The sequence below is a fragment of the Streptococcus mitis genome, from assembly GCF_946190325.1.
GTDB classification, from domain to species: domain Bacteria; phylum Bacillota; class Bacilli; order Lactobacillales; family Streptococcaceae; genus Streptococcus; species Streptococcus mitis_CF.
Window position 1 is genome coordinate 61,781 of record NZ_CAMHZR010000004.1, and the last position, 18,721, is coordinate 80,501.

At 36.7% G+C, this 18,721-nt stretch carries 18 protein-coding genes; 4 read left to right on the forward strand and 14 right to left on the reverse strand.

What is annotated here, in order from left to right:
- Nucleotides 1-18: 18 nt before the first annotated feature.
- The 6 genes from pyrF to typA all read right to left on the reverse strand — a co-directional run bounded on the left by pyrF (nucleotide 19) and on the right by typA (nucleotide 6,837).
- Nucleotides 19-720: an orotidine-5'-phosphate decarboxylase gene (pyrF, locus tag N8M95_RS06495; protein WP_261116831.1), complete on the reverse strand. Its 702-nt coding sequence runs from the start codon at nucleotides 718-720 to the stop codon at nucleotides 19-21.
- Between the two features lie 232 nt (nucleotides 721-952).
- Complete coding sequence (locus N8M95_RS06500) at nucleotides 953-2,185, reverse strand: cell division protein FtsQ/DivIB (protein ID WP_261116832.1); 1,233 nt, start codon at nucleotides 2,183-2,185, stop codon at nucleotides 953-955.
- Nucleotides 2,186-2,194: 9 nt separating this feature from the next.
- Nucleotides 2,195-3,253 carry a UDP-N-acetylglucosamine--N-acetylmuramyl-(pentapeptide) pyrophosphoryl-undecaprenol N-acetylglucosamine transferase gene (locus tag N8M95_RS06505; protein ID WP_020901942.1) on the reverse strand — a complete coding sequence of 353 codons (1,059 nt, stop codon included), beginning with the start codon at nucleotides 3,251-3,253 and terminating at the stop codon, nucleotides 2,195-2,197.
- A gap of 1 nt (nucleotide 3,254) precedes the next feature.
- Complete coding sequence (gene murD, locus N8M95_RS06510) at nucleotides 3,255-4,607, reverse strand: UDP-N-acetylmuramoyl-L-alanine--D-glutamate ligase (protein WP_261116833.1); 1,353 nt, start codon at nucleotides 4,605-4,607, stop codon at nucleotides 3,255-3,257.
- A gap of 114 nt (nucleotides 4,608-4,721) precedes the next feature.
- Nucleotides 4,722-4,976, reverse strand: coding sequence for a DUF3165 family protein (locus N8M95_RS06515; protein ID WP_000262673.1), 255 nt, complete (start codon nucleotides 4,974-4,976; stop codon nucleotides 4,722-4,724).
- 19 nt (nucleotides 4,977-4,995) lie between these two features.
- Complete coding sequence (gene typA, locus N8M95_RS06520; RefSeq protein WP_000164111.1) at nucleotides 4,996-6,837, reverse strand: translational GTPase TypA; 1,842 nt, start codon at nucleotides 6,835-6,837, stop codon at nucleotides 4,996-4,998.
- Nucleotides 6,838-6,998: 161 nt separating this feature from the next.
- Between typA and N8M95_RS06525 the strand changes: the two genes are divergently transcribed.
- Nucleotides 6,999-7,724, forward strand: a complete 726-nt coding sequence (locus N8M95_RS06525) for a 16S rRNA pseudouridine(516) synthase (RefSeq protein WP_261116834.1) — start codon at nucleotides 6,999-7,001, stop codon at nucleotides 7,722-7,724.
- A gap of 33 nt (nucleotides 7,725-7,757) precedes the next feature.
- Here N8M95_RS06525 and N8M95_RS06530 read toward each other — a convergent pair whose 3' ends face one another.
- Together N8M95_RS06530 and N8M95_RS06535 are read right to left on the reverse strand one after the other, a co-directional pair.
- Nucleotides 7,758-8,141: a rhodanese-like domain-containing protein gene (locus N8M95_RS06530; RefSeq protein WP_000259257.1), complete on the reverse strand. Its 384-nt coding sequence runs from the start codon at nucleotides 8,139-8,141 to the stop codon at nucleotides 7,758-7,760.
- Entirely contained in the window at nucleotides 8,141-8,410 is a 270-nt protein-coding gene (locus N8M95_RS06535) for a YqgQ family protein (protein ID WP_000051787.1), read from the reverse strand. The genes N8M95_RS06530 and N8M95_RS06535 overlap by 1 nt, the downstream gene beginning before the upstream one ends.
- A 63-nt stretch (nucleotides 8,411-8,473) precedes the next feature.
- Between N8M95_RS06535 and N8M95_RS06540 the strand changes: the two genes are divergently transcribed.
- Both N8M95_RS06540 and N8M95_RS06545 read left to right on the forward strand, forming a co-directional pair.
- Entirely contained in the window at nucleotides 8,474-9,382 is a 909-nt protein-coding gene (locus N8M95_RS06540) for a LysR family transcriptional regulator (RefSeq protein WP_084926873.1), read from the forward strand.
- A 51-nt stretch (nucleotides 9,383-9,433) separates the two neighbouring features.
- Complete coding sequence (locus N8M95_RS06545; RefSeq protein ID WP_042750345.1) at nucleotides 9,434-11,311, forward strand: N-acetylmuramoyl-L-alanine amidase; 1,878 nt, start codon at nucleotides 9,434-9,436, stop codon at nucleotides 11,309-11,311.
- A 31-nt stretch (nucleotides 11,312-11,342) separates the two neighbouring features.
- Here the strand turns inward: N8M95_RS06545 and N8M95_RS06550 are convergent, their stop codons facing one another.
- The 5 genes from N8M95_RS06550 to N8M95_RS06570 all read right to left on the reverse strand — a co-directional run bounded on the left by N8M95_RS06550 (nucleotide 11,343) and on the right by N8M95_RS06570 (nucleotide 15,385).
- Entirely contained in the window at nucleotides 11,343-11,660 is a 318-nt protein-coding gene (locus N8M95_RS06550) for a hypothetical protein (RefSeq protein ID WP_042750347.1), read from the reverse strand.
- A 252-nt stretch (nucleotides 11,661-11,912) separates the two neighbouring features.
- On the reverse strand, nucleotides 11,913-12,836 hold the full coding sequence (locus N8M95_RS06555) for a DUF6287 domain-containing protein (RefSeq protein WP_261116835.1): 924 nt from the start codon (nucleotides 12,834-12,836) through the stop codon (nucleotides 11,913-11,915).
- Between the two features lie 11 nt (nucleotides 12,837-12,847).
- On the reverse strand, nucleotides 12,848-13,516 hold the full coding sequence (locus N8M95_RS06560; protein WP_261116837.1) for a hypothetical protein: 669 nt from the start codon (nucleotides 13,514-13,516) through the stop codon (nucleotides 12,848-12,850).
- Nucleotides 13,517-13,995: 479 nt separating this feature from the next.
- On the reverse strand, nucleotides 13,996-14,574 hold the full coding sequence (locus N8M95_RS06565) for a hypothetical protein (protein WP_261116838.1): 579 nt from the start codon (nucleotides 14,572-14,574) through the stop codon (nucleotides 13,996-13,998).
- 430 nt (nucleotides 14,575-15,004) lie between these two features.
- A complete protein-coding gene (locus tag N8M95_RS06570) occupies nucleotides 15,005-15,385 on the reverse strand; it encodes a hypothetical protein (protein WP_261021274.1) in 381 nt (126 codons plus the stop codon).
- A gap of 202 nt (nucleotides 15,386-15,587) precedes the next feature.
- On the opposite strand from N8M95_RS06570, the gene N8M95_RS06575 reads away from it, so the two are divergent.
- Nucleotides 15,588-16,814: a hypothetical protein gene (locus tag N8M95_RS06575; protein WP_261116839.1), complete on the forward strand. Its 1,227-nt coding sequence runs from the start codon at nucleotides 15,588-15,590 to the stop codon at nucleotides 16,812-16,814.
- A gap of 182 nt (nucleotides 16,815-16,996) precedes the next feature.
- On the opposite strand, the gene N8M95_RS06580 is transcribed toward N8M95_RS06575, so the two are convergent.
- Complete coding sequence (locus N8M95_RS06580; protein ID WP_261116840.1) at nucleotides 16,997-18,253, reverse strand: DUF6287 domain-containing protein; 1,257 nt, start codon at nucleotides 18,251-18,253, stop codon at nucleotides 16,997-16,999.
- Between the last annotated feature and the right edge of the window lie 468 nt (nucleotides 18,254-18,721).

Below are 18,721 nucleotides of genomic sequence, written 5' to 3' on the forward strand. Positions count from 1 at the left end.
TTTTTATAATCTATTTCTTTAATTCCAGTCCTGTGTCCATTCATCCTTGATGGCATGATAAGCTACAACAGGATTCTCAGCTTGGGTAATGGGACGTCCCACCACGATATAGTCACTACCGATTTGATAGGCATCTGCTGGCGTCATCACGCGTTTTTGATCTCCAACTGCAGCTCCAGCCGGACGAATGCCCGGTGTCAGACAGATAAACTCTGGATTGGTGGCCTGCTTGATGAGTTCCACTTCCTGAGCCGAGCAAACAACACCATCCAAGCCAGCTTCAGCTGTCTTCTTGGCATAGTGGATTACAGACCCTTGCAGGCTGGTTTGGATATTTTGAAAGTCCTGCATCTGGGCTTCTGACGTTGATGTCAACTGAGTCACTGCGATCAATTTGGCTTGACTCCCAAGACCTTCACGCGCAGCCTTCATCATCTCTACACCACCAGCCGCATGAACATTGGTCATATCCACACCAAGCTGAGACAGGATCTTCATGGCTGACTTGACTGTATTGGGAATGTCATGCAGCTTGAGATCCAAAAAGACACTGTGCCCCAAGCCTTTCAAGTAGGACACAATCTCAGGCCCCGTTGCGTAATAAAGCTCCATCCCTACCTTTAGATAAAGGCTTTCTTCTGCTGGAAAAAGAGCTAAGAATTCCTTGACTGCCTCAAAACTAGGAAAATCAAGAGCAATGACTGGACGATGTTCTCGCATAGGTTTCTCCTTTTACCTTTGCTAGTGAGAGAGTCTGGGCAACAGAAGCCACGAAAAAAGGAACCTGCCAACAGCAAGGTTCCACGAAAAATGGGTAGTCTCCACCCTTTCACCGTCTAACCTTAGCTGCCTCTCTGGACTGCTTTAAAGGTTTTTTACTATTCTATTATTTCTACTAGCACTTGTCAAGTAAAAACATGGCAACTAAAGAGCTATAGAAGAAAAGCTAAAACTAGCGACGCGATGAACGCTGACTTGTTTGATTTCGATTGCTTTCTTCCTCCAGTTTTTTCTTCTCCTCTTCCAGTTTATTCTTCTGTTCTTCCAGATTTTTCTTTTCAGCTTCCTTAGCCTCTTGTTTGGCTTTTTCCTCAGCCTCCATAATTAATTTATCCGCCACTGTGTAACTGTAAATTCCAGCTTCCATGTCAATCACACTCGGTTCTGACAATTGTGGCTTAATCTTACTGTAGTAAGGCAATTTCTTACTCATTTCAGAAAGGGGAACCAAAACTTCATCCGAATCATTCATAGTCAATCGAATTAAATCTGATGTGACCTTGCTTGGGGCTAGTTCCACCCTCTGGATAGCCGCCTTGAGTTCTGGACTAATTTGAGCAAGTTCTGACGTAAAGGCTTTGATTTGTTCGCTGTCATTAAAGAGAACTGATATATAAGTTTCTGGCAGACTCACCAAACTTACCGCACTGGTCTCAAGCTGACCGCTTGAGAGGATTGGATAATGACTTTCTCCAGAAACATAGTAGGCCACAATATCATATTCCTTGACCTTGATAGTAAACTTAGTTGGAAATTGATAGACAAGCTGAGCTGATTCAACCCAATAGTTAGACTTGATCTGCTCTTCATATTTTGCCTTATCTAGCAGAAGGTTAATCGTATAATCCGAATCCTGAATACCTGAAGCCTGTCGAATATCATCAGATGTAGTTTGCACTGTTCCCTCAACACGAATATCCTTCATGGTCGCATAAGGACTGAGCAAGTAGGCAGAGGCAACTAATAAAAGCAGACTGAGAAACAAAATCGAAATAGCCCTCCAGATATGAACTCCTGGAATTTTCGGTTTAACCGGTTTTTCCTTTACAGACTTTTTCTCTATTTTTTTATCCTGTTTATCCTCTTTCTTTGGCTCTTTGGACTCTGGTTCTTCTTTGGAGACTTCTTTTTCGACGTCTTCTGACTCTTCCACTTTTTCTTCAGTATCATCCTTAGCTGATTCTGGGTCTTTTGGTTTCGTTTCACTCTCTTGGTCCTCGTTTGCATCTGACTTTTCAGATTTTGAAGCCATTCGAGCTTGTCTTTCCTTTTCCTTCTCCTCAGCTAGGGCCGCCTCTTCTTCAGCCTTCTTTTTTAGATATTCTTGGTTTCGTTTCTGCCATTCTGATAACTCTTTAAATTCTTCGAGGATTTCTTTTCCCTCATTTTTCTTATCTTTTGACATTTACTTTCCTTATGATAAATCTTTTTTCAATAATTGATAAAAATCTGCTAGAGATTTCAATTCCTTAGAAGCCTTCATGTTAGCCTGGTAATCTTCCTTGTGACTTAGTAAGTGAGAAAGCTTCGCTTCCAAACTATCCAAGGTCAAATCGCTTTCTTGAAGCTCTTCTGCATAGCCTTTTTTTACAAAGTAAGCTGCGTTCTCAATCTGGTCACCACGGCTAGCTTCACGACCAAGTGGTACAATAACATGTAATTTTGCCATTGCCAAGAGTTCAAAAATCGTATTGGCACCACCTCGTGTCACAACAATATCAGCCAATTCCATCAAGGGTTGATAGAGATTGGTCACATAGTCAACACGAAAAAGATTTTGGCTCAATTCGTTCAGACTAGAATCTCCAGTTAGGTTGATAATATTGTAGCGCTCTGTCAGTTCTTTCTTATGGTCTGTCACCAATTGGTTAAAGACACGAGCACCTGCTGAACCGCCAACAAACAGCACTGTTGGCAATTTTGGATTAAAGTGGGTTTGGATATCCACCAATTCATCTGGTTCTGGAGTTTTTTGATCTGAAACCTTGGTCACTGCTCCCACATGCTCAACCTTAGACAAACTTGAAGCTTGCTCAAAGGTTGAATACATCTTCGTCGCAAATTTATAGGCTATTTTATTGGCCAAGCCCATAGACAGGTCAGATTCGTGAATAAAGACAGGCACTCCTGACACACGCGCAGCGATAACAGGCGGTACTGAGACAAAGCCTCCCTTTGAAAAAAGAGCTTGTGGACGAAGTCGCAACATGATAAAGAGCGATTGAACAATTCCCCAGCCAACTTTAAATACATCCAGCATATTTTGCCAAGAGAAATATCGACGCAATTTTCCAGTCGCAATGGAATGGAAGGTGACATCTAGACCCGACTTGAGGATTTCTTGGTGTTCGATACCACGTTTATCCCCAATATAGTGGACTTCCCAGCCATCTTCGATGAACTTGGGCATTAACAAAAGGTTGAGGGTAACGTGTCCAACCGTCCCCCCACCTGTAAAGACAATTTTTTTCATATTATTCCTTTAACTCCGCTACCGTGTCTATAAAGAGGTCACCACGTACTTCAAAGTTAGCATACATATCCCAGCTAGCATTGGCAGGACTGAGAAGAACTACATCTCCTTGAGTCGCAAGCTCATAGGCCTTGCGAGTAGCATCTGCAATATCAGTCGCATCTACATAAGTCACACCAGCCTTATCTGCTGCCCGTTTGACACGTTCTGCAGACTGACCGAGGATGACCATCTTCTTAAGTCCAGTAATATCTGGAACCAATTCATCAAACTCATTGCCACGGTCCAAACCACCTGCAATCAAAATGACCTTGCTGTTGTCAAATCCTGATAAGGCTTTTTGAGTAGCCAAGATATTTGTTGACTTACTATCATTATAGAATTTGACACCCTTGATTTCATCCACAAACTGGAGACGGTGTTTGACACCACCGAAGGCTGAAAGAGTTTCCTTGATGGTTTGATTGTCTACACCACGAAGCTTAGCAACAGCAATCGTCGCAAGGGCATTTTCAACATTGTGGCTACCTGGAACACCGATTTTATCAGCTGCCATGACCACTTCTCCACGGAAGTAGAGTTGACCATCTTCAAGATAAGCTCCATCAACCTTTTCCAGTGTTGAAAATGGTACAACGGTAGCTTGTGTTTTGCTAGCCAATTCTTTTGCCAAGTCTTGGTTAAAGTTCAAGACAAGAAAATCATCCGCTGTCATCTTGTTCTGGATATTCCACTTGGCTGCTACATATTCCTCAAAAGAACCATGATAATCGATATGAGTTGGCATGAGGTTGGTAATAACCGCAATCTCCGGATGGAATTCTTGAACTCCCATGAGTTGGAAAGAAGAAAGTTCCATGACAAGCGTGTCCTTGTCTGTCGCTGTTTGAGCAACCTGACTGGCAGGATAACCGATATTTCCTGATAAGAGACCATGTTGGCCAGCAGCAGTCAAAACTTCCCCAATCATCGTCGTTGTGGTTGTTTTACCGTTCGAACCAGTAATACCGATAATTGGCGCTTCTGAAATCAAGTAAGCCAATTCTACCTCAGTCAAGACTGGAATTCCCTTGGCCAAAGCCTTTTCAATCATGGGATTGCTGTAGGGAATGCCTGGATTTTTCACCATGAGGGCAAACTCTTCATCCAAGAGTTCCAAAGGATGGCCACCTGTAATGACCTTGATCCCTTCTTCTAGCAAACTTTGCGCAGCTGGATTGTCCTCGAAAGGTTTTCCGTCATTTACTGTCACAATGGCACCTAGCTTGTCCAACAAACGAGCTGCAGATTCACCAGACTTTGCCAAACCTAAAACAAGGACTTTCTTATTTTTAAATTGATCTATTACTTTCATGTCTCGAACTCCATTTCTACTCTTACTATTTTACCATTTTTATGGAAATAATTCTAAATGAAAATGCTCAGATTCAGCATTCTAACAAGCAAAAAGAGAGCCAAAACTCTCTTTTTATCTTCTTTTACTTTTACTGACCGACATGAGGGTAATATCTCGCAAGCTAAAGTATGCTAGGAAGAGCATGGCGATTGCGATAAAGAATTCTGTCGGTAGCTGAAAGATTTGCAAAACAGACAACATCAGCAAAATCAAGAGTGCTACAAAAGCAAAGACGACAAGTACGATATTGACAGTCCCTTTAATGCTTTCTGGTGTCGCAAATACATAGAGTAGTAATAAGAGGAGTCCTATGATTAAATAAACCATTTTTATCTCTTTCTAGCTCTTATTCAGCTGATTTTTTCTTCTTGTTAGCTTTCTCACGCTCTGCCTTGTTAAGGATTTGTTTACGCAAACGGATAGACTCAGGAGTTACTTCCATGTACTCATCGTCGTTCAAGAACTCAAGAGACTCTTCAAGTGTCAAGATACGAGGAGTCTTGATAACAGCCGTTTGGTCCTTAGTAGCTGAACGAACGTTAGTCATTTGTTTAGCCTTAGTGATATTAACTGTCAAGTCGTTTTCACGAGAGTTTTCACCGATGATCATTCCTTCATAAACCTCAGTACCTGGGTTGACAAAGATTGTTCCACGTTCTTCGATAGACATGATTGAGTAAGTTGTAGCCTTACCAGCATCGATAGAAACAAGGGCACCACGGTGACGTCCACCAATTTCACCTGGAATCAATGGTAAGTATTGGTCGAAGGTATGGTTCATGATACCGTAACCACGAGTCATTGACAAGAACTCAGTTGAGTATCCAATCAAACCACGCGCTGGAACAAGGAAGACCAAACGAGTTTGACCATTACCAGTGGAAATCATATCCAACATTTCACCCTTACGTTCAGAAAGGCTTTGGATAACAGAACCTTGGTATTCTTCTGGAGTGTCGATTTGAACACGTTCAAATGGCTCACATTTGACACCATCGATTTCTTTTACGATAACTTCTGGACGAGATACTTGAAGTTCATATCCCTCACGACGCATTGTTTCGATAAGGATTGACAAGTGCAATTCTCCACGTCCTGAAACAGTCCATTTATCTGGTGAATCAGTTGGGTCAACACGAAGGGAAACGTCTGTTTGCAATTCGGCCTGCAAGCGTTCTTCCACCTTACGAGAAGTTACCCATTTACCTTCTTTACCAGCAAATGGTGAGTTGTTGACCAAGAAAGTCATTTGAAGAGTTGGCTCATCGATGTGTAGGATTGGAAGAGCTTCAACTGCGTCTGTTGGAGTGATGGTTTCACCGACAAAGATATCTTCCATACCTGAAACGGCAATCAAGTCCCCTGCTTTTGCTTCTTGGATTTCACGACGTTCCAAACCAAAGAAACCGAAGAGTTTTGTAACACGGAAGTTTTTAGTTGTGCCGTCAAGTTTAGAAAGGGTAACTTGGTCCCCAACTTTAACAGTACCACGGAAGACACGACCGATACCGATACGTCCAACGAAGTCATTGTAGTCCAAAAGTGATACTTGGAACTGCAAAGGCTCATCTGAGTTATCTACTGGAGCTGGGATATGGTCGATAATTGTGTCAAAGATTGGTGCCATAGTAGCTTCTTGGTCAGCTGGATCATCTGACAATGAAGAAGTTCCGTTGATAGCAGAAGCGTACACCACTGGGAAGTCAAGCTGGTCATCATCTGCACCAAGCTCGATGAAAAGTTCCAAGACTTCATCCACTACTTCTGCTGGACGAGCTGATGGTTTGTCGATTTTGTTAACAACCACGATTGGGACAAGGTCTTGTTCCAAGGCTTTTTTCAATACGAAACGAGTCTGTGGCATGGTTCCTTCATAGGCATCTACGACCAAGACAACACCGTCAACCATTTTCATGATACGCTCAACTTCTCCACCGAAGTCCGCGTGTCCTGGTGTATCCATGATGTTGATACGAGTTCCGTTGTAGGCAACGGCTGTATTTTTAGCAAGGATGGTAATTCCACGCTCTTTTTCGATATCGTTTGAGTCCATAGCACGCTCAGCCAATTCAGTACGTGCATCAAGCGTTTCTGATTGTTTCAATAATTCATCAACGAGGGTTGTTTTACCGTGGTCAACGTGGGCGATAATCGCAATGTTACGGATATCTTCTCTTAATTTTGTCATGATTTCCTCTATAATATTCAAAATTTATTTTCTAACTGAACGATTATACCATATTTTCAAGTAAATAACATAACTCAAGCAAGTGTAAATGTTTTCACTCTGCTTTTCTTTTCACGTCAAGCCTTTTCAAAGCAAGCGACTTATGATAAGATAGGCACAGTATGCGTTTAGATAATTTATTAGCCCAAGAAAAAATCAGCCGAAAGGCCATGAAACAAGCCTTACTCAAAGGAGAAATTCTAGTCGATGGTTTCCCAGCTCGCTCCCTAGCTCAGAATATCGATACAGGACTACAAGAACTCCTTTTTCATAGTCGAATCATTCAAGGCTACGAGCATACCTATCTTATGCTTCATAAGCCTGCTGGTGTCGTTACAGCTAACAAAGACAAGAAACTTCCAACCGTCATGCACCTCCTTCCGCCTGACATCCAGTCTGACAAGCTCTATGCTGTCGGCCGACTGGATCGAGATACGACAGGCCTCCTCCTCTTGACTGACAATGGCCCCTTGGGCTTTCAACTCCTTCATCCCCAATATCATGTCGATAAGACTTATCAAGTTGAGGTTAATGGATTTCTGACACCTGACCATATCCAAGCCTTTCAAAAGGGAATTGTCTTTTTAGATGGTACTGTCTGTAAACCTGCAAGACTAAAGATTCTATCTGCAAGTCCTTCCCACAGTCAAGCCTCCATCACCATTTCAGAAGGAAAATTTCATCAGGTAAAAAAAATGTTCCTCTCAGTTGGTGTCAAGGTGACCTCACTCAAACGCACCCATTTCGGGCCTTGGAGCTTGGATGATAATCTTCAAGAAGGGGACTATCGACCCCTAAACTCAGAAGAATTAGCAAACATTCGTGAATTTCTTAGAAAAAGTGGTTAAAAAATGAGCTCGGAAACATCCAAGCTCGTTTTCTTATTTCTCGACTTTGACTTTCCCTTTCCAAGAATCCAATCCATAAGAAAGGATATAAATCTCAGAAAAACCTTGTTTTTTCAAATAAAGGGCTGCATTTGTAACCCGTTGCGCACGTTGGTTTTCGTAAAGAAGGACAGGTTTATCTTTACGAAGAGCTGCAAGACTAGTTTTCAACTGACTTGAAGGAATATTGCGTGCACCAAGAATATGTTTTCTGTGGAATTCTGCTGGGTCGCGCAAATCAATCAATTGACCTGTACGAATCAAGGCTTCAAACTCCTCATTGTCCACAATTTTAGCCGCACGGCGAATACGAAGATAGTTAAAGCCCATCCATGCCAACATTGCTAGTATAAGTGCCCACAAAATCCAAGTAACCATTAGTTCTTTTCTCCATTTTTCTCAATATAATCCAATTCTACCTTGTGCTCTCTGCGAAGAACCGCTTCTGCTTCTAGATAATCCAGTTTGTCCATCAACCCTGCATCGTAAATCCGAGAGAGTTCCAACTTCATCAGTTCAATATCATATAAGCGTTTTCCCATGTAAACAATAATACCAAATCGTTTGAGGAATTGCTGCACATCATAGAATGTTTTCATAAGACTCATTCTAGCAAAATTTTGTGTTTTTTTCAAGAAGAGACTCACACAATGGCCCTGATTTTCCTATCTTCTTTGGCGATTCTGACGCAAGTGTGGTACAATAAAAACATGAGAATTCAACAATTACATTATATTATCAAAATCGTCGAAACTGGCTCCATGAATGAGGCAGCCAAGCAACTCTTTATCACTCAGCCAAGTCTTTCCAATGCTGTGAGAGATTTGGAAAATGAAATGGGCATTGAAATCTTTATCCGCAATCCTAAGGGCATCACCTTAACCCGTGATGGGATGGAGTTCCTCTCTTATGCCCGTCAAGTTGTCGAGCAAACCCAGCTTCTAGAGGAACGTTATAAAAACCCTGTCGCCCACCGCGAACTTTTTAGCGTTTCCTCCCAGCACTATGCCTTTGTGGTCAATGCCTTTGTCTCTTTGCTCAAGAAAAGTGATATGGAGAAATACGAGCTCTTCCTTCGTGAAACTCGTACTTGGGAGATTATTGACGACGTCAAGAATTTCCGTAGTGAGGTCGGTGTCCTCTTCTTAAACAGCTACAACCGTGATGTTTTAACCAAAATGCTGGATGACAATCACCTGCTGGCTCACCATCTTTTTACCGCCCAGCCTCATATCTTTGTCAGCAAGACCAATCCTCTGGCAAAGAAAGACAAGGTTAAACTGTCTGATTTGGAAAACTTCCCTTACCTGAGTTATGATCAAGGGACGCACAACTCCTTCTACTTTTCAGAAGAGATTCTCTCGCAGGAATACCACAAAAAATCTATCGTAGTCAGCGACCGTGCCACTCTCTTTAACCTCTTGATTGGTTTGGACGGTTATACCATTGCGACAGGAATTTTGAACAGCAACCTCAACGGAGACAATATCGTTTCTATCCCACTGGACATTGATGACCCCATTGAGCTGGTCTATATCCAGCATGAAAAAACCAGCCTATCTAAGATGGGCGAACGCTTTATTGACTATCTACTAGAAGAAGTTCAGTTTGATAGTTGAGAAATCAGCAAGATTTTATTATAATAAGCAAAAAAACAAAAGGAGTTTAATATGAAAAAGGTTTTACTTGCTAGTGCAGTTGCCTTATCTATTTTAGGATACACTCAAACAACTGCCCAAGCTCAAGAAAATAAAGCAGAGTCAGTACGCGAAAATGTAACAATTCCTCATTCAAGTACTTCAAAAATCGAAAACCAAGAAAAATCGAAAGAGAAGGTCGAAAAAACAGACAATTCTTCTAAAATTGATGATAAAGAAGAAAAAACAGAGAAAAAAACTCCCGCCACAGAAGAGAAGAAGTCTGAAGTAAAAAAAGAAGAAAAAGTTGAAAAAGTCAAAGAAGGTTGGCAGGAAGAAAATAATAACTGGCGCTTTTACGAACACAACAAACCTGTTACCAACTGGAAAAAAATCCAAGGAAAGTGGTACTACTTCAATAAAGATGGCCATCGACTAAGCAATACAACCTTTGATGGTTATGTTTTCAATAAAGATGGAGTGATGGCTGAAAACGGTTGGAACTTTATCAATGGAAAATGGTACTTCGCTAATTCTTCTGGAAAAATTTCTCAGAATAAATGGGAGAAAATTGGTGGTGCTTGGTATTACTTTGACAAAGATGGAATCATGCTTAGTAATACAACTTTTGATAACTATTTACTGACCAAAAGTGGAGCTATGGCCACAAACGGCTGGGCAAAAATCGACCAAAATTGGTATTATGCCACATCCTCTGGAAAAATCTCTCAGGAAAAGTGGGAGAAAGTCAATGGTTCTTGGTACTACTTTGATAAAAAGGGAATCATGTTGAGCTCAACTACATTTAAGGGCTACCTATTTAATAACAGTGGTGCTATGGCTGAAAATAGCTGGGTAAAAATTAAAGATACCTGGTTCTATGCGAACGCATCTGGAAAATTTGTCCAAAACAAATGGGAAAAAATCAGCGGTTCTTGGTATTCTTTTGCTCAAGATGGAGCTATGTTAGCCGATAAATGGTCGGGAAGCTATTATCTAAAAACCAATGGAGCCATGGCTGATAATGAATGGATATTTGATAAAAACTATAACAGCTGGTTCTTTTTGAAGCGTGGTGGAATGTATGCATCAAAAGAATGGATTGGAGCTTACTATCTCAAAGCTGGTGGTTATATGGCTAAAAAAGAGTGGATTTACGACGACACTTATAAGGCTCGCTACTACTTAGATGATAACGGACATTATGTTTCCGGAACTTACAAAATTGACGGTAGAGACCATCTATTCCACAAAAATGGTCAATGGATTTCTGAGGTCTCAAAAGAAGTTGGGTTTGTAAAAGGCCAATACAGTAGAACCATCTTTTTAGATCCTGGACATGGTGGAAGAGACTCAGGTGCATACTATTACAATGTCGCTGAAAAAGACCTCAACATGCAGGTGTATCGTAAATTACGCAAAAAGTTAGAAGAACTGGGCTACAAAGTTCTCACTTCACGTGATAGTGATATTGATGTAGATTTTGTTACAGAACGTTCTCGTATGGTTAACAAGACTAACTCTGACATCTTTATCAGTATTCACTTCAATGCGACTGGTAATGCATACTCAAAATCTAGTGGAATTCAAACCTATTCCTACAGTGATGATCCTGATTATCCAAGTAAAATCAACCCATACTGGCATAACCATCCTGACCGTATGAGTGAGAGCAAGCGCCTCGCAGCAGCTATCCACTCTTCATTGTTAGCTGAGACGGGTGCTAAAGATGCTGGTTTATTGGAAAGAAGCTTTGCCGTTCTTCGAGAAACTGCTAAACCAGCCGTCCTCCTAGAGCTTGGTTATATAGATAATTTCGCTGAAAATCAACAGATTCGAGATAGCCACTATCAAGATAAGCTTGTAGCAGGTATCGTGAAAGGAATTCAAAAATATTACGCTGGTAAGTAAAAAAGGGTCTCGAGAAACCTCGAGGCCTTTTCTATTTGTCTTCTTTTGTATCTTTATCAGGAAAGAGGTATCCAATACCAATGCAAGCTAGTACGCCCGCTCCAATTACCAAGCCACTTGAAATTGGCAAAAGGTCTAAAATTGCATTTGCAATGATAAAAGCAATAATTAAACACATCAGACTAGCCTTGTAGTCTTTTTTCAAAAAATTCTCTAGAGTGAAAAAGAGGAACAAACCTACCGGAATGAGTGACCATGGGTTGACATCCAAACTTGGCCACCCAACAGAACCAAAATACAAAATCAAAGCTGAAACTAGCAAGAATCCAATACCTAATAATTTTTTCATTTTTATCTCCAATTTCTTTTTTAGGAACTTGAGTTATCTGATAGTGACGCCTCCCGTCCCTTATAAAAATCATTATAGCAGAGGTCAGTTTCAAGAACAAGTTCTTTTGCCCATCTGGTCTCTATCTCGGTCTAAGTGGTTCAATAATTAAAATGAAAGAAAAAGAAGCCCTAATGAGCTTCTTCATTCTAGCGATTGCAACAGTATTTCTAAACTAAAACAATCGAAAGTTAGATTCTAAACTAGTTTTTTCTAGTTCGTATTTTTCTTTTCCTTAGATTCTAGAGAAGTTTTGATGGCTTCTCGTTCAGCCTGTAGTTGAGCTAAATGTTTCTCTTCTTCCTCAAGTTTACTAGTATCTGGTTTTACACGATAATAAACATCTTCTGGTCTCGACAACATCGCTTCATACTGCTGTCCTGCAAACAGTCTCTCCTCGTCATGATTGCTTTTATCTGTCAGTTTTCCATCATCACCAGGTTGCATGACAACTCCACTTGGTACGGCAACTACCACAAATCCTCCTGCGACAGAACCTTTAGTGTGTGCACTTAGACTTTCAACTTCTTTAAAGTTGGAATCTGAACTTCGATTTTTCAGATGAGAGTAACTATTGTCCAATTCAACAGTATATTCAAATTTTTGACCATCTCTAAAGCTAGTTATATAAATTTCACCAGACTCATTAATGACATATTCATTGCCCGACGGTGTACGCCATGTGCCTTTCAAACTAGATAAATCATTATTTCTTAATGCTTCAATATCCAGTTTCGGAACTGCAGTTTCTTCTTTTAGCTTGCTAACTACCTTCTCTGACTCAGAGATCTTGCTATCTAAACTGGTTAGCTGTTCCTTGAGTTTTTGAATCTCCTCTTCTTTCTTCTTCTCATTCTCAGACGCTTTCGAAGTATCTATCGCTTCTTTACTTGTGTTCTCTTTTTTAGCAACTGAAGAAATGGCTTCATTTGACTCTTTCTTTGCGTTAGGTGAGAATAAGAAGAGGCTTGCTAGGATTGCAACGACCAAGAGACTAATGGCAGTGCCAATATAGACTTTTATTTTAAAAGAACTTTGAATAGCCTTAGCTGTAGAGATAACTTCTGATTTCCCCACAGCATTATGATTATATTCGTTAATTTCTTCACTGTTTTTTACTCGTTTTCTACTTCTCATAGTTGTATCTCCTAATCTCTTTTTAGCTGAATTGGATTAATATTATCAGCTCCAACCATAAGATTTCCTTGACTATCTTTTTTGTATGTTCCAGATATTCTATCTCCTATACCAGGTACTGCTACAGGTAACTTGATTTCAATCGTTTGATTAACCCAATCTACATTTCCTTTAAATTTTTGACTTTTTCCTAATACCACTATTTCCCCATCTACATTGACAAATAGAATCTTTACTTTGACTTCAGCTGTTCCTTTTATACCAAGTGAGTAACTTCCATCTGCTGAATTTGTCATATAGAAAATTCCACCTAATACAATACCTGTAAATACAATGATTACTCCTAATACTTTAGCAACAGCTCCAGCTGTATTTGACTTTGAGGATACTACAGAATTGTGGCTAAGAGATTGATTAAGTAATCGTTCTGTTTGTGTATTTTCCGACATTACATTACTATCTGCTTCTCTGTTCAATACTGAAAGTTTATCAAAAATAGATAAAAATTTTTCTGTTGGGACAATAACCAATACTAAAAATAAAATTGATAATAATAAAAACCAACCACTAAAGAGCGGGTAAGCAAAAAATGCCAAAGTAAACTCTATTAGAGACAGATAAAATAATAAAATACTATTTCTAAAATAAGCATTTCCTGTTAATTTATGAGCAAAAATCACCAACAATCCTAAATAATAAAAGAGCCCAACTGATAGGAAAAGCCGCAAAAGAAAAACAGAAATATTGCCAACATGGAAAGTATAAAATAAGGTATTGGTTAATATAAATAGAGATACCAATCTAAGAATATTCAAAATAATTTTATGATGGTTACTTCTTGTATATATTGCTTCATCACTAATAAAAATATTAAACTGCTCCAACTTAGATTTAGTCCAGTCAACAATAAAATTTTTTTTCAGATTTGTAATTTGGGTATATTTTTGAGAAGTTTCCAAAAAGGTAGTAAGATAATTTGGATTTACTTTTGTTACTACGATACTATTTTTACCACATTTACTACAATAATTGAATCGCTTATATTGTTAGAGCATTTCGAACAGGATATCATTGAATCTGCATTTTTTAAAAATTTTTGAACAAAATCATTATGTTTTAATTTATCATAAAAAAAATAATTTTTATCCATAAAAATCTCCTATTCAAATTCTTTTCCGCAACAAGCACAGAATGTATTCGAACCCGATTGTTCTATTTCACAAAGATTACATGATTTACGAGTATTTTTTTCATGATTTTCCATTGCCTGGACATCATTTCCACAGATGGCACAAAACCTATCCGTTTCTCTGATAGAGGCACCACATGAAAGACAAGATTTACCATCTGAAACCATCTCATTAAATAACTGTTTTTTATAATAGTTTTCTATATTGAGTTTTATTATAGAATCTATTTCATTTGACACTTCAATTGTTTTTCCCTGAATATTCCCTTGATACACTTTCATTCCTAATTCAAAAAATTCTTGTGCTAAATTTTGATCTAGTAATTGAATTTCATTCTTTAACGAACGAAGTTCCTGACTATTTCCAACCTTAATTTCTTGTATCGTATTTGGAACTTCTTTATTCAAAAATTTACGTTTAAAACTCATTTGTTGGTCTAAATCTTCAAAGTTAAATTCTCCAGAATCACTAGCTTTTGAAAACTCCTCTGGAGTTGGTTTACGACCATTTTCCTCTTCAAACTTTTCTAACCATTCTTCTTTTTTCATTAAAACAACCTCCTACATATTAGTATTATAGTTTATTTGCATAGAAACATTTAAACAATTTCTAAACGCAAAATATACACTAATTCTATTTAATATACTACCATAAATTACAATTTTTTCAACTTTTTTATAAGTATTAATAATCAAAATCAAACTCTGTTCTTGAGAATACAACCCAATAAAAAATTATTTCTAAACTTACTAATTTATGATTTAGTTCCATAACAATTATTGTATGAGAATCATTCGTCACTCTTCCTAAGCTAACTTGTAAAATATATAAAAATGAACAATCTACAACTCCCTAACATGGGATAGTAGATTTGTTCATTTTCAACAAATTCAATTTTGTATATAATCATGAAATTTATAATTAATAGAATATAAATCAAGTATATAATAAATATCGAAAAACTAAAATAACTTTATTTCATCTCTTAGCAGGAGTCTTATAAACTTTTAATCCTCCATTATCTTGTACTTCGACTTTGTACCCTGCTTTTTTCAACTCTATGGCCGTTTTTTTAGCTATTTTATCCTTATCATCACTTGAAAATTCCCAGTACGGAACAGACTTTTTAGCTATACTAGAAGATTTAAAAATATCTGATCCCATCCATACATGGAAGTAAGTTCTTAATTTACGATCAGAAAAGATTCCTCCACCATCATAAACAATAGATTTAGGCTTATTTTTAAATTCATACAAAACATATTTTTTATAATTTTTGTGTAACTGCTCTCTTTGTGCAGTTGTCATCACTAGTTTACTAACATGAGATTTTGCCGTTTTTGCTGAATAATAGTACATGAAAGCGCCTCCTTTTAACGAATTTATTCTATCACAGTATCATCATTATGTCAATGTAAAATCATAGAAACCAATGTATTAACGTAACAAAAAACACCATAAATGATAACTTTAAGCTTCTATTATCGAGAAATAGTTAGCTTGTTAAACCCTATATAATATGTTATAATTTAAAAAATAAAATTTTAGGGAGATTCTTTCTATGAATCAATGTAAAAATTGTCAAATTGAATTTGACGACTCTCATAACTTTTGTTCTAAATGCGGGTCTAGATTAGAAAAGTTAGTGAAGTATGAGACTCTTAGAACAGAATACTTTATTAATCCTAGTTTAGGAGGAAGTATTTTTGAAACTTTTGGAACACAAGGTACACATTTCAAACGATTTCTTTTTAATAACGATCATTACTATATAAGCAAAGGAAAACTCTGGAAAGAAAATATCATCTCTGGAAATAGGAGTTTCATCGCAGAATTAGATAACTACTATCAAAGTGAAATTTTCAAAATTGACGACTTGTTTTTATTCGTTAATAATGATGGTATTATTGTTTATTCTTTAGGATTAGAGTATCTATATTATTTCCCTCACAATGAGCCCTCCGGTAAGAATTACTGTCAATTAATTACTAAAAAAGATACACAATCAGTAGGAAGTATTTACATCTCTGATAATTTAATATTCTATACTTTTGAAAATTATGAAAATGAAGAGATATACTTAGACGAACAATTCGAAAATTATGGTTACCTACCACAATTAATGTCTAAAAACAATAGTAGTATTGAAAAATTCGATATTCTTACTGGTCAAAATGAAACTATATTCTCTTCAATTTATCTAGGAGAAGTATACATTGATCCAGTATCATTTATGACAAGTATTCCAATATGTGGAAATAAAGATTATTTGGTTTTCCCTATAAGTATTTATAACGTTGCAGGAGAGGAAGAAATAGACTATACAAAACCTAAAGAAGTGATTGTCTTGTTGAATTTAAATACTAAAGAAATGCAAATGTTGCAAACTGAAACATTAGACCGAGAGTTTCTATTCTTTGATGCACAGCGAAATCAAATTTGGTATTCAATAGAAAATAATACTTATCAAAAATATGATATTGCGTCAGATACCACAGAAGAATTTACACTGAATTATGGCTCAAGACTTTCATATTTTGATGGTATTGAAGCATTTGAGGTTACTCAATTTTCGATTTATAGACTTAATAATGATGGTTCTAGATCTGAAAATTTAAGAACTGATTCTTATATGAACCTCAGAGATGGATCCTATTTTAAAACAGATAAATGGTTAATGGTTCAAGGGGAAGGTAATCCTGGAGTTACTGAAGAATATCTTTATTTTGAAAATGGTTCTAATACACCATCCTATAAATCAGTTTTTGATTTCGAGAGTCAATTATAATTAGTACTTATTATATTCGTATTCATTTCACTTTTTAACCATGCAAAAAACGAGAAACATGCTCTAGACTTAGAGATGTTTCTCGTTTTCTATTTTATCTTGATTTAATCATTCCTTATTTTAAAGGACTGTTTTCCCTTTAAAGATTAGTTTAAATTGAAGTTCAATATCTACTTACTCAACTACTCATCCACTCTATATAAGACATTCGGATCTGTAAAAAGATCAGCCTTATCCAATATATCAATCCTATCTTTATCACTATCTGTTTTACTATCTTTTGCATGCCCAGCTGGTATTAAAGATATATGTTGATAAGTATTCTTAGTTTTACCCTCTATATTTAATATAATTGAACTAAAAGTAACATCAATCGAAGTGATTCTTCTACCATTTGAGCTATTCTCATCAAAGTAAACTAAACCATCTTCATCAATTTTTAGACTTCTTTGATACTGATTTGGTTTAGAAGACCATTTACCAGCTATAGAAGAGTAATTTCCTTTAACAAGTTCTCTTATATCAACCTTAGATGTGTTTGCAGTTCTTTCAATAAACTGATCCGTCTCAGAGTAATACATAACTTCATAATTCTTATCATATATTCTATCGTATTTTAAATCTGAATCTTCAAATTCAATTCCTCTAGGTATAAATGTAAAAGTATGCAAAGAAGATGAACCATCTTGATACTCTAGATTTCCTGATAAAGTACCTTTAGATATCTCGTGAAAATTAAAACGACCATTTAAAGTAGTGTCAATAGTGATATACTGATTAAAAATTTTTAAATCCTCATGCTTAAACTGGCTTTTTTCCTTAGCATCTTTACCATTTATAAATGATAAACCATCTTTATCAAATGTTATTCTCCCTTTACCATTCTTACTTACCCAACTTCCCTTAACACTTTGATAATTTCCATCAGATAATTCATCTAGATTCATTGTTATTAAGTGTTGTACATCAAACAAATTCCATTTTGCTTTTGATATCAGTTCTTCAGATAGGGTGTTACTTGATAAGTCTAATTTCTTCACAGAACCAAACTGAACTTCATAGATTGCTAGTATCTCATACTTTTCTTTACTATCTTTAAATGCTATGTATAGCTCATCTTTGTTATCCCCATTACTATCTATCTTAGCATAGGATGGTTGGCGACTAGGTTGTTCTAAAATTAACTTATAGTCATTTTCATCGCTTTTATTTTTTATTGCGTTATTGTACTCTTCAATAACTGTATCATACTGTGCGTTATTTTGAGTATACATCAGTTTGTTGTATTCAGATCTAAAAAAAGGAAATAATAAAATAGCAGACACTATCAAAACAGAACTGATTACTATTATGTTACGAATTTTCTTACTTGATAAACATCTCATAATCCAATGCAAAAACTTATCAAAGAAATTCATTTCAATTTCTCCTTGTTGCATAGCAAAATGTATTTCTTCTACAGTAGGTTTTCTATTATTTATTTCCTTAAAATATCGTACCCATAATTTTTTTTCATCTATACTCTCCTTTTCATATTTTGCTTTGAAAATTTCTCCTCTTTATAAATCATATCAACTAATTCACATAAAGCAATTCTAACTAGAATTCATCATACAAACTTTTCAAACCTTACTTATTATCATACCATCATTTACTAGTTTTCTCAATATAATTAATAAAGTTATAATTAATTTTTTAACTACATTGACGACATACTGTTAATACATAAAACTGACTGGTTTCCCAATCAGTTTTATTCTATATAAATTGATTTTAAGTTGTTTCTAGTTTAAGAAAGAAAACATACTTCCTTCTTCTTATAAACAAACTTGCGATAATTACTCTTAAACTAATACTTAAAATTTTTTAATTTTTCTTTGATTTACTTCCAATATAGATTGCAATAA

Excerpts from the sequence above, each read along its gene's own strand:
- pyrF (WP_261116831.1), bottom strand. The coding sequence starts at position 720 with ATGCGAGAACATCGTCCAGTCATTGCTCTTGATTTTCCTAGTTTTGAG.
- N8M95_RS06500 (WP_261116832.1), bottom strand. The coding sequence starts at position 2,185 with ATGTCAAAAGATAAGAAAAATGAGGGAAAAGAAATCCTCGAAGAATTT.
- N8M95_RS06505 (WP_020901942.1), bottom strand. The coding sequence starts at position 3,253 with ATGAAAAAAATTGTCTTTACAGGTGGGGGGACGGTTGGACACGTTACC.
- murD (WP_261116833.1), bottom strand. The coding sequence starts at position 4,607 with ATGAAAGTAATAGATCAATTTAAAAATAAGAAAGTCCTTGTTTTAGGT.
- N8M95_RS06515 (WP_000262673.1), bottom strand. The coding sequence starts at position 4,976 with ATGGTTTATTTAATCATAGGACTCCTCTTATTACTACTCTATGTATTT.
- typA (WP_000164111.1), bottom strand. The coding sequence starts at position 6,837 with ATGACAAAATTAAGAGAAGATATCCGTAACATTGCGATTATCGCCCAC.
- N8M95_RS06525 (WP_261116834.1), top strand. The coding sequence starts at position 6,999 with ATGCGTTTAGATAATTTATTAGCCCAAGAAAAAATCAGCCGAAAGGCC.
- N8M95_RS06530 (WP_000259257.1), bottom strand. The coding sequence starts at position 8,141 with ATGGTTACTTGGATTTTGTGGGCACTTATACTAGCAATGTTGGCATGG.
- N8M95_RS06540 (WP_084926873.1), top strand. The coding sequence starts at position 8,474 with ATGAGAATTCAACAATTACATTATATTATCAAAATCGTCGAAACTGGC.
- N8M95_RS06545 (WP_042750345.1), top strand. The coding sequence starts at position 9,434 with ATGAAAAAGGTTTTACTTGCTAGTGCAGTTGCCTTATCTATTTTAGGA.
- N8M95_RS06550 (WP_042750347.1), bottom strand. The coding sequence starts at position 11,660 with ATGAAAAAATTATTAGGTATTGGATTCTTGCTAGTTTCAGCTTTGATT.
- N8M95_RS06555 (WP_261116835.1), bottom strand. The coding sequence starts at position 12,836 with ATGAGAAGTAGAAAACGAGTAAAAAACAGTGAAGAAATTAACGAATAT.
- N8M95_RS06565 (WP_261116838.1), bottom strand. The coding sequence starts at position 14,574 with ATGAAAAAAGAAGAATGGTTAGAAAAGTTTGAAGAGGAAAATGGTCGT.
- N8M95_RS06570 (WP_261021274.1), bottom strand. The coding sequence starts at position 15,385 with ATGTACTATTATTCAGCAAAAACGGCAAAATCTCATGTTAGTAAACTA.
- N8M95_RS06575 (WP_261116839.1), top strand. The coding sequence starts at position 15,588 with ATGAATCAATGTAAAAATTGTCAAATTGAATTTGACGACTCTCATAAC.
- N8M95_RS06580 (WP_261116840.1), bottom strand. The coding sequence starts at position 18,253 with ATGCAACAAGGAGAAATTGAAATGAATTTCTTTGATAAGTTTTTGCAT.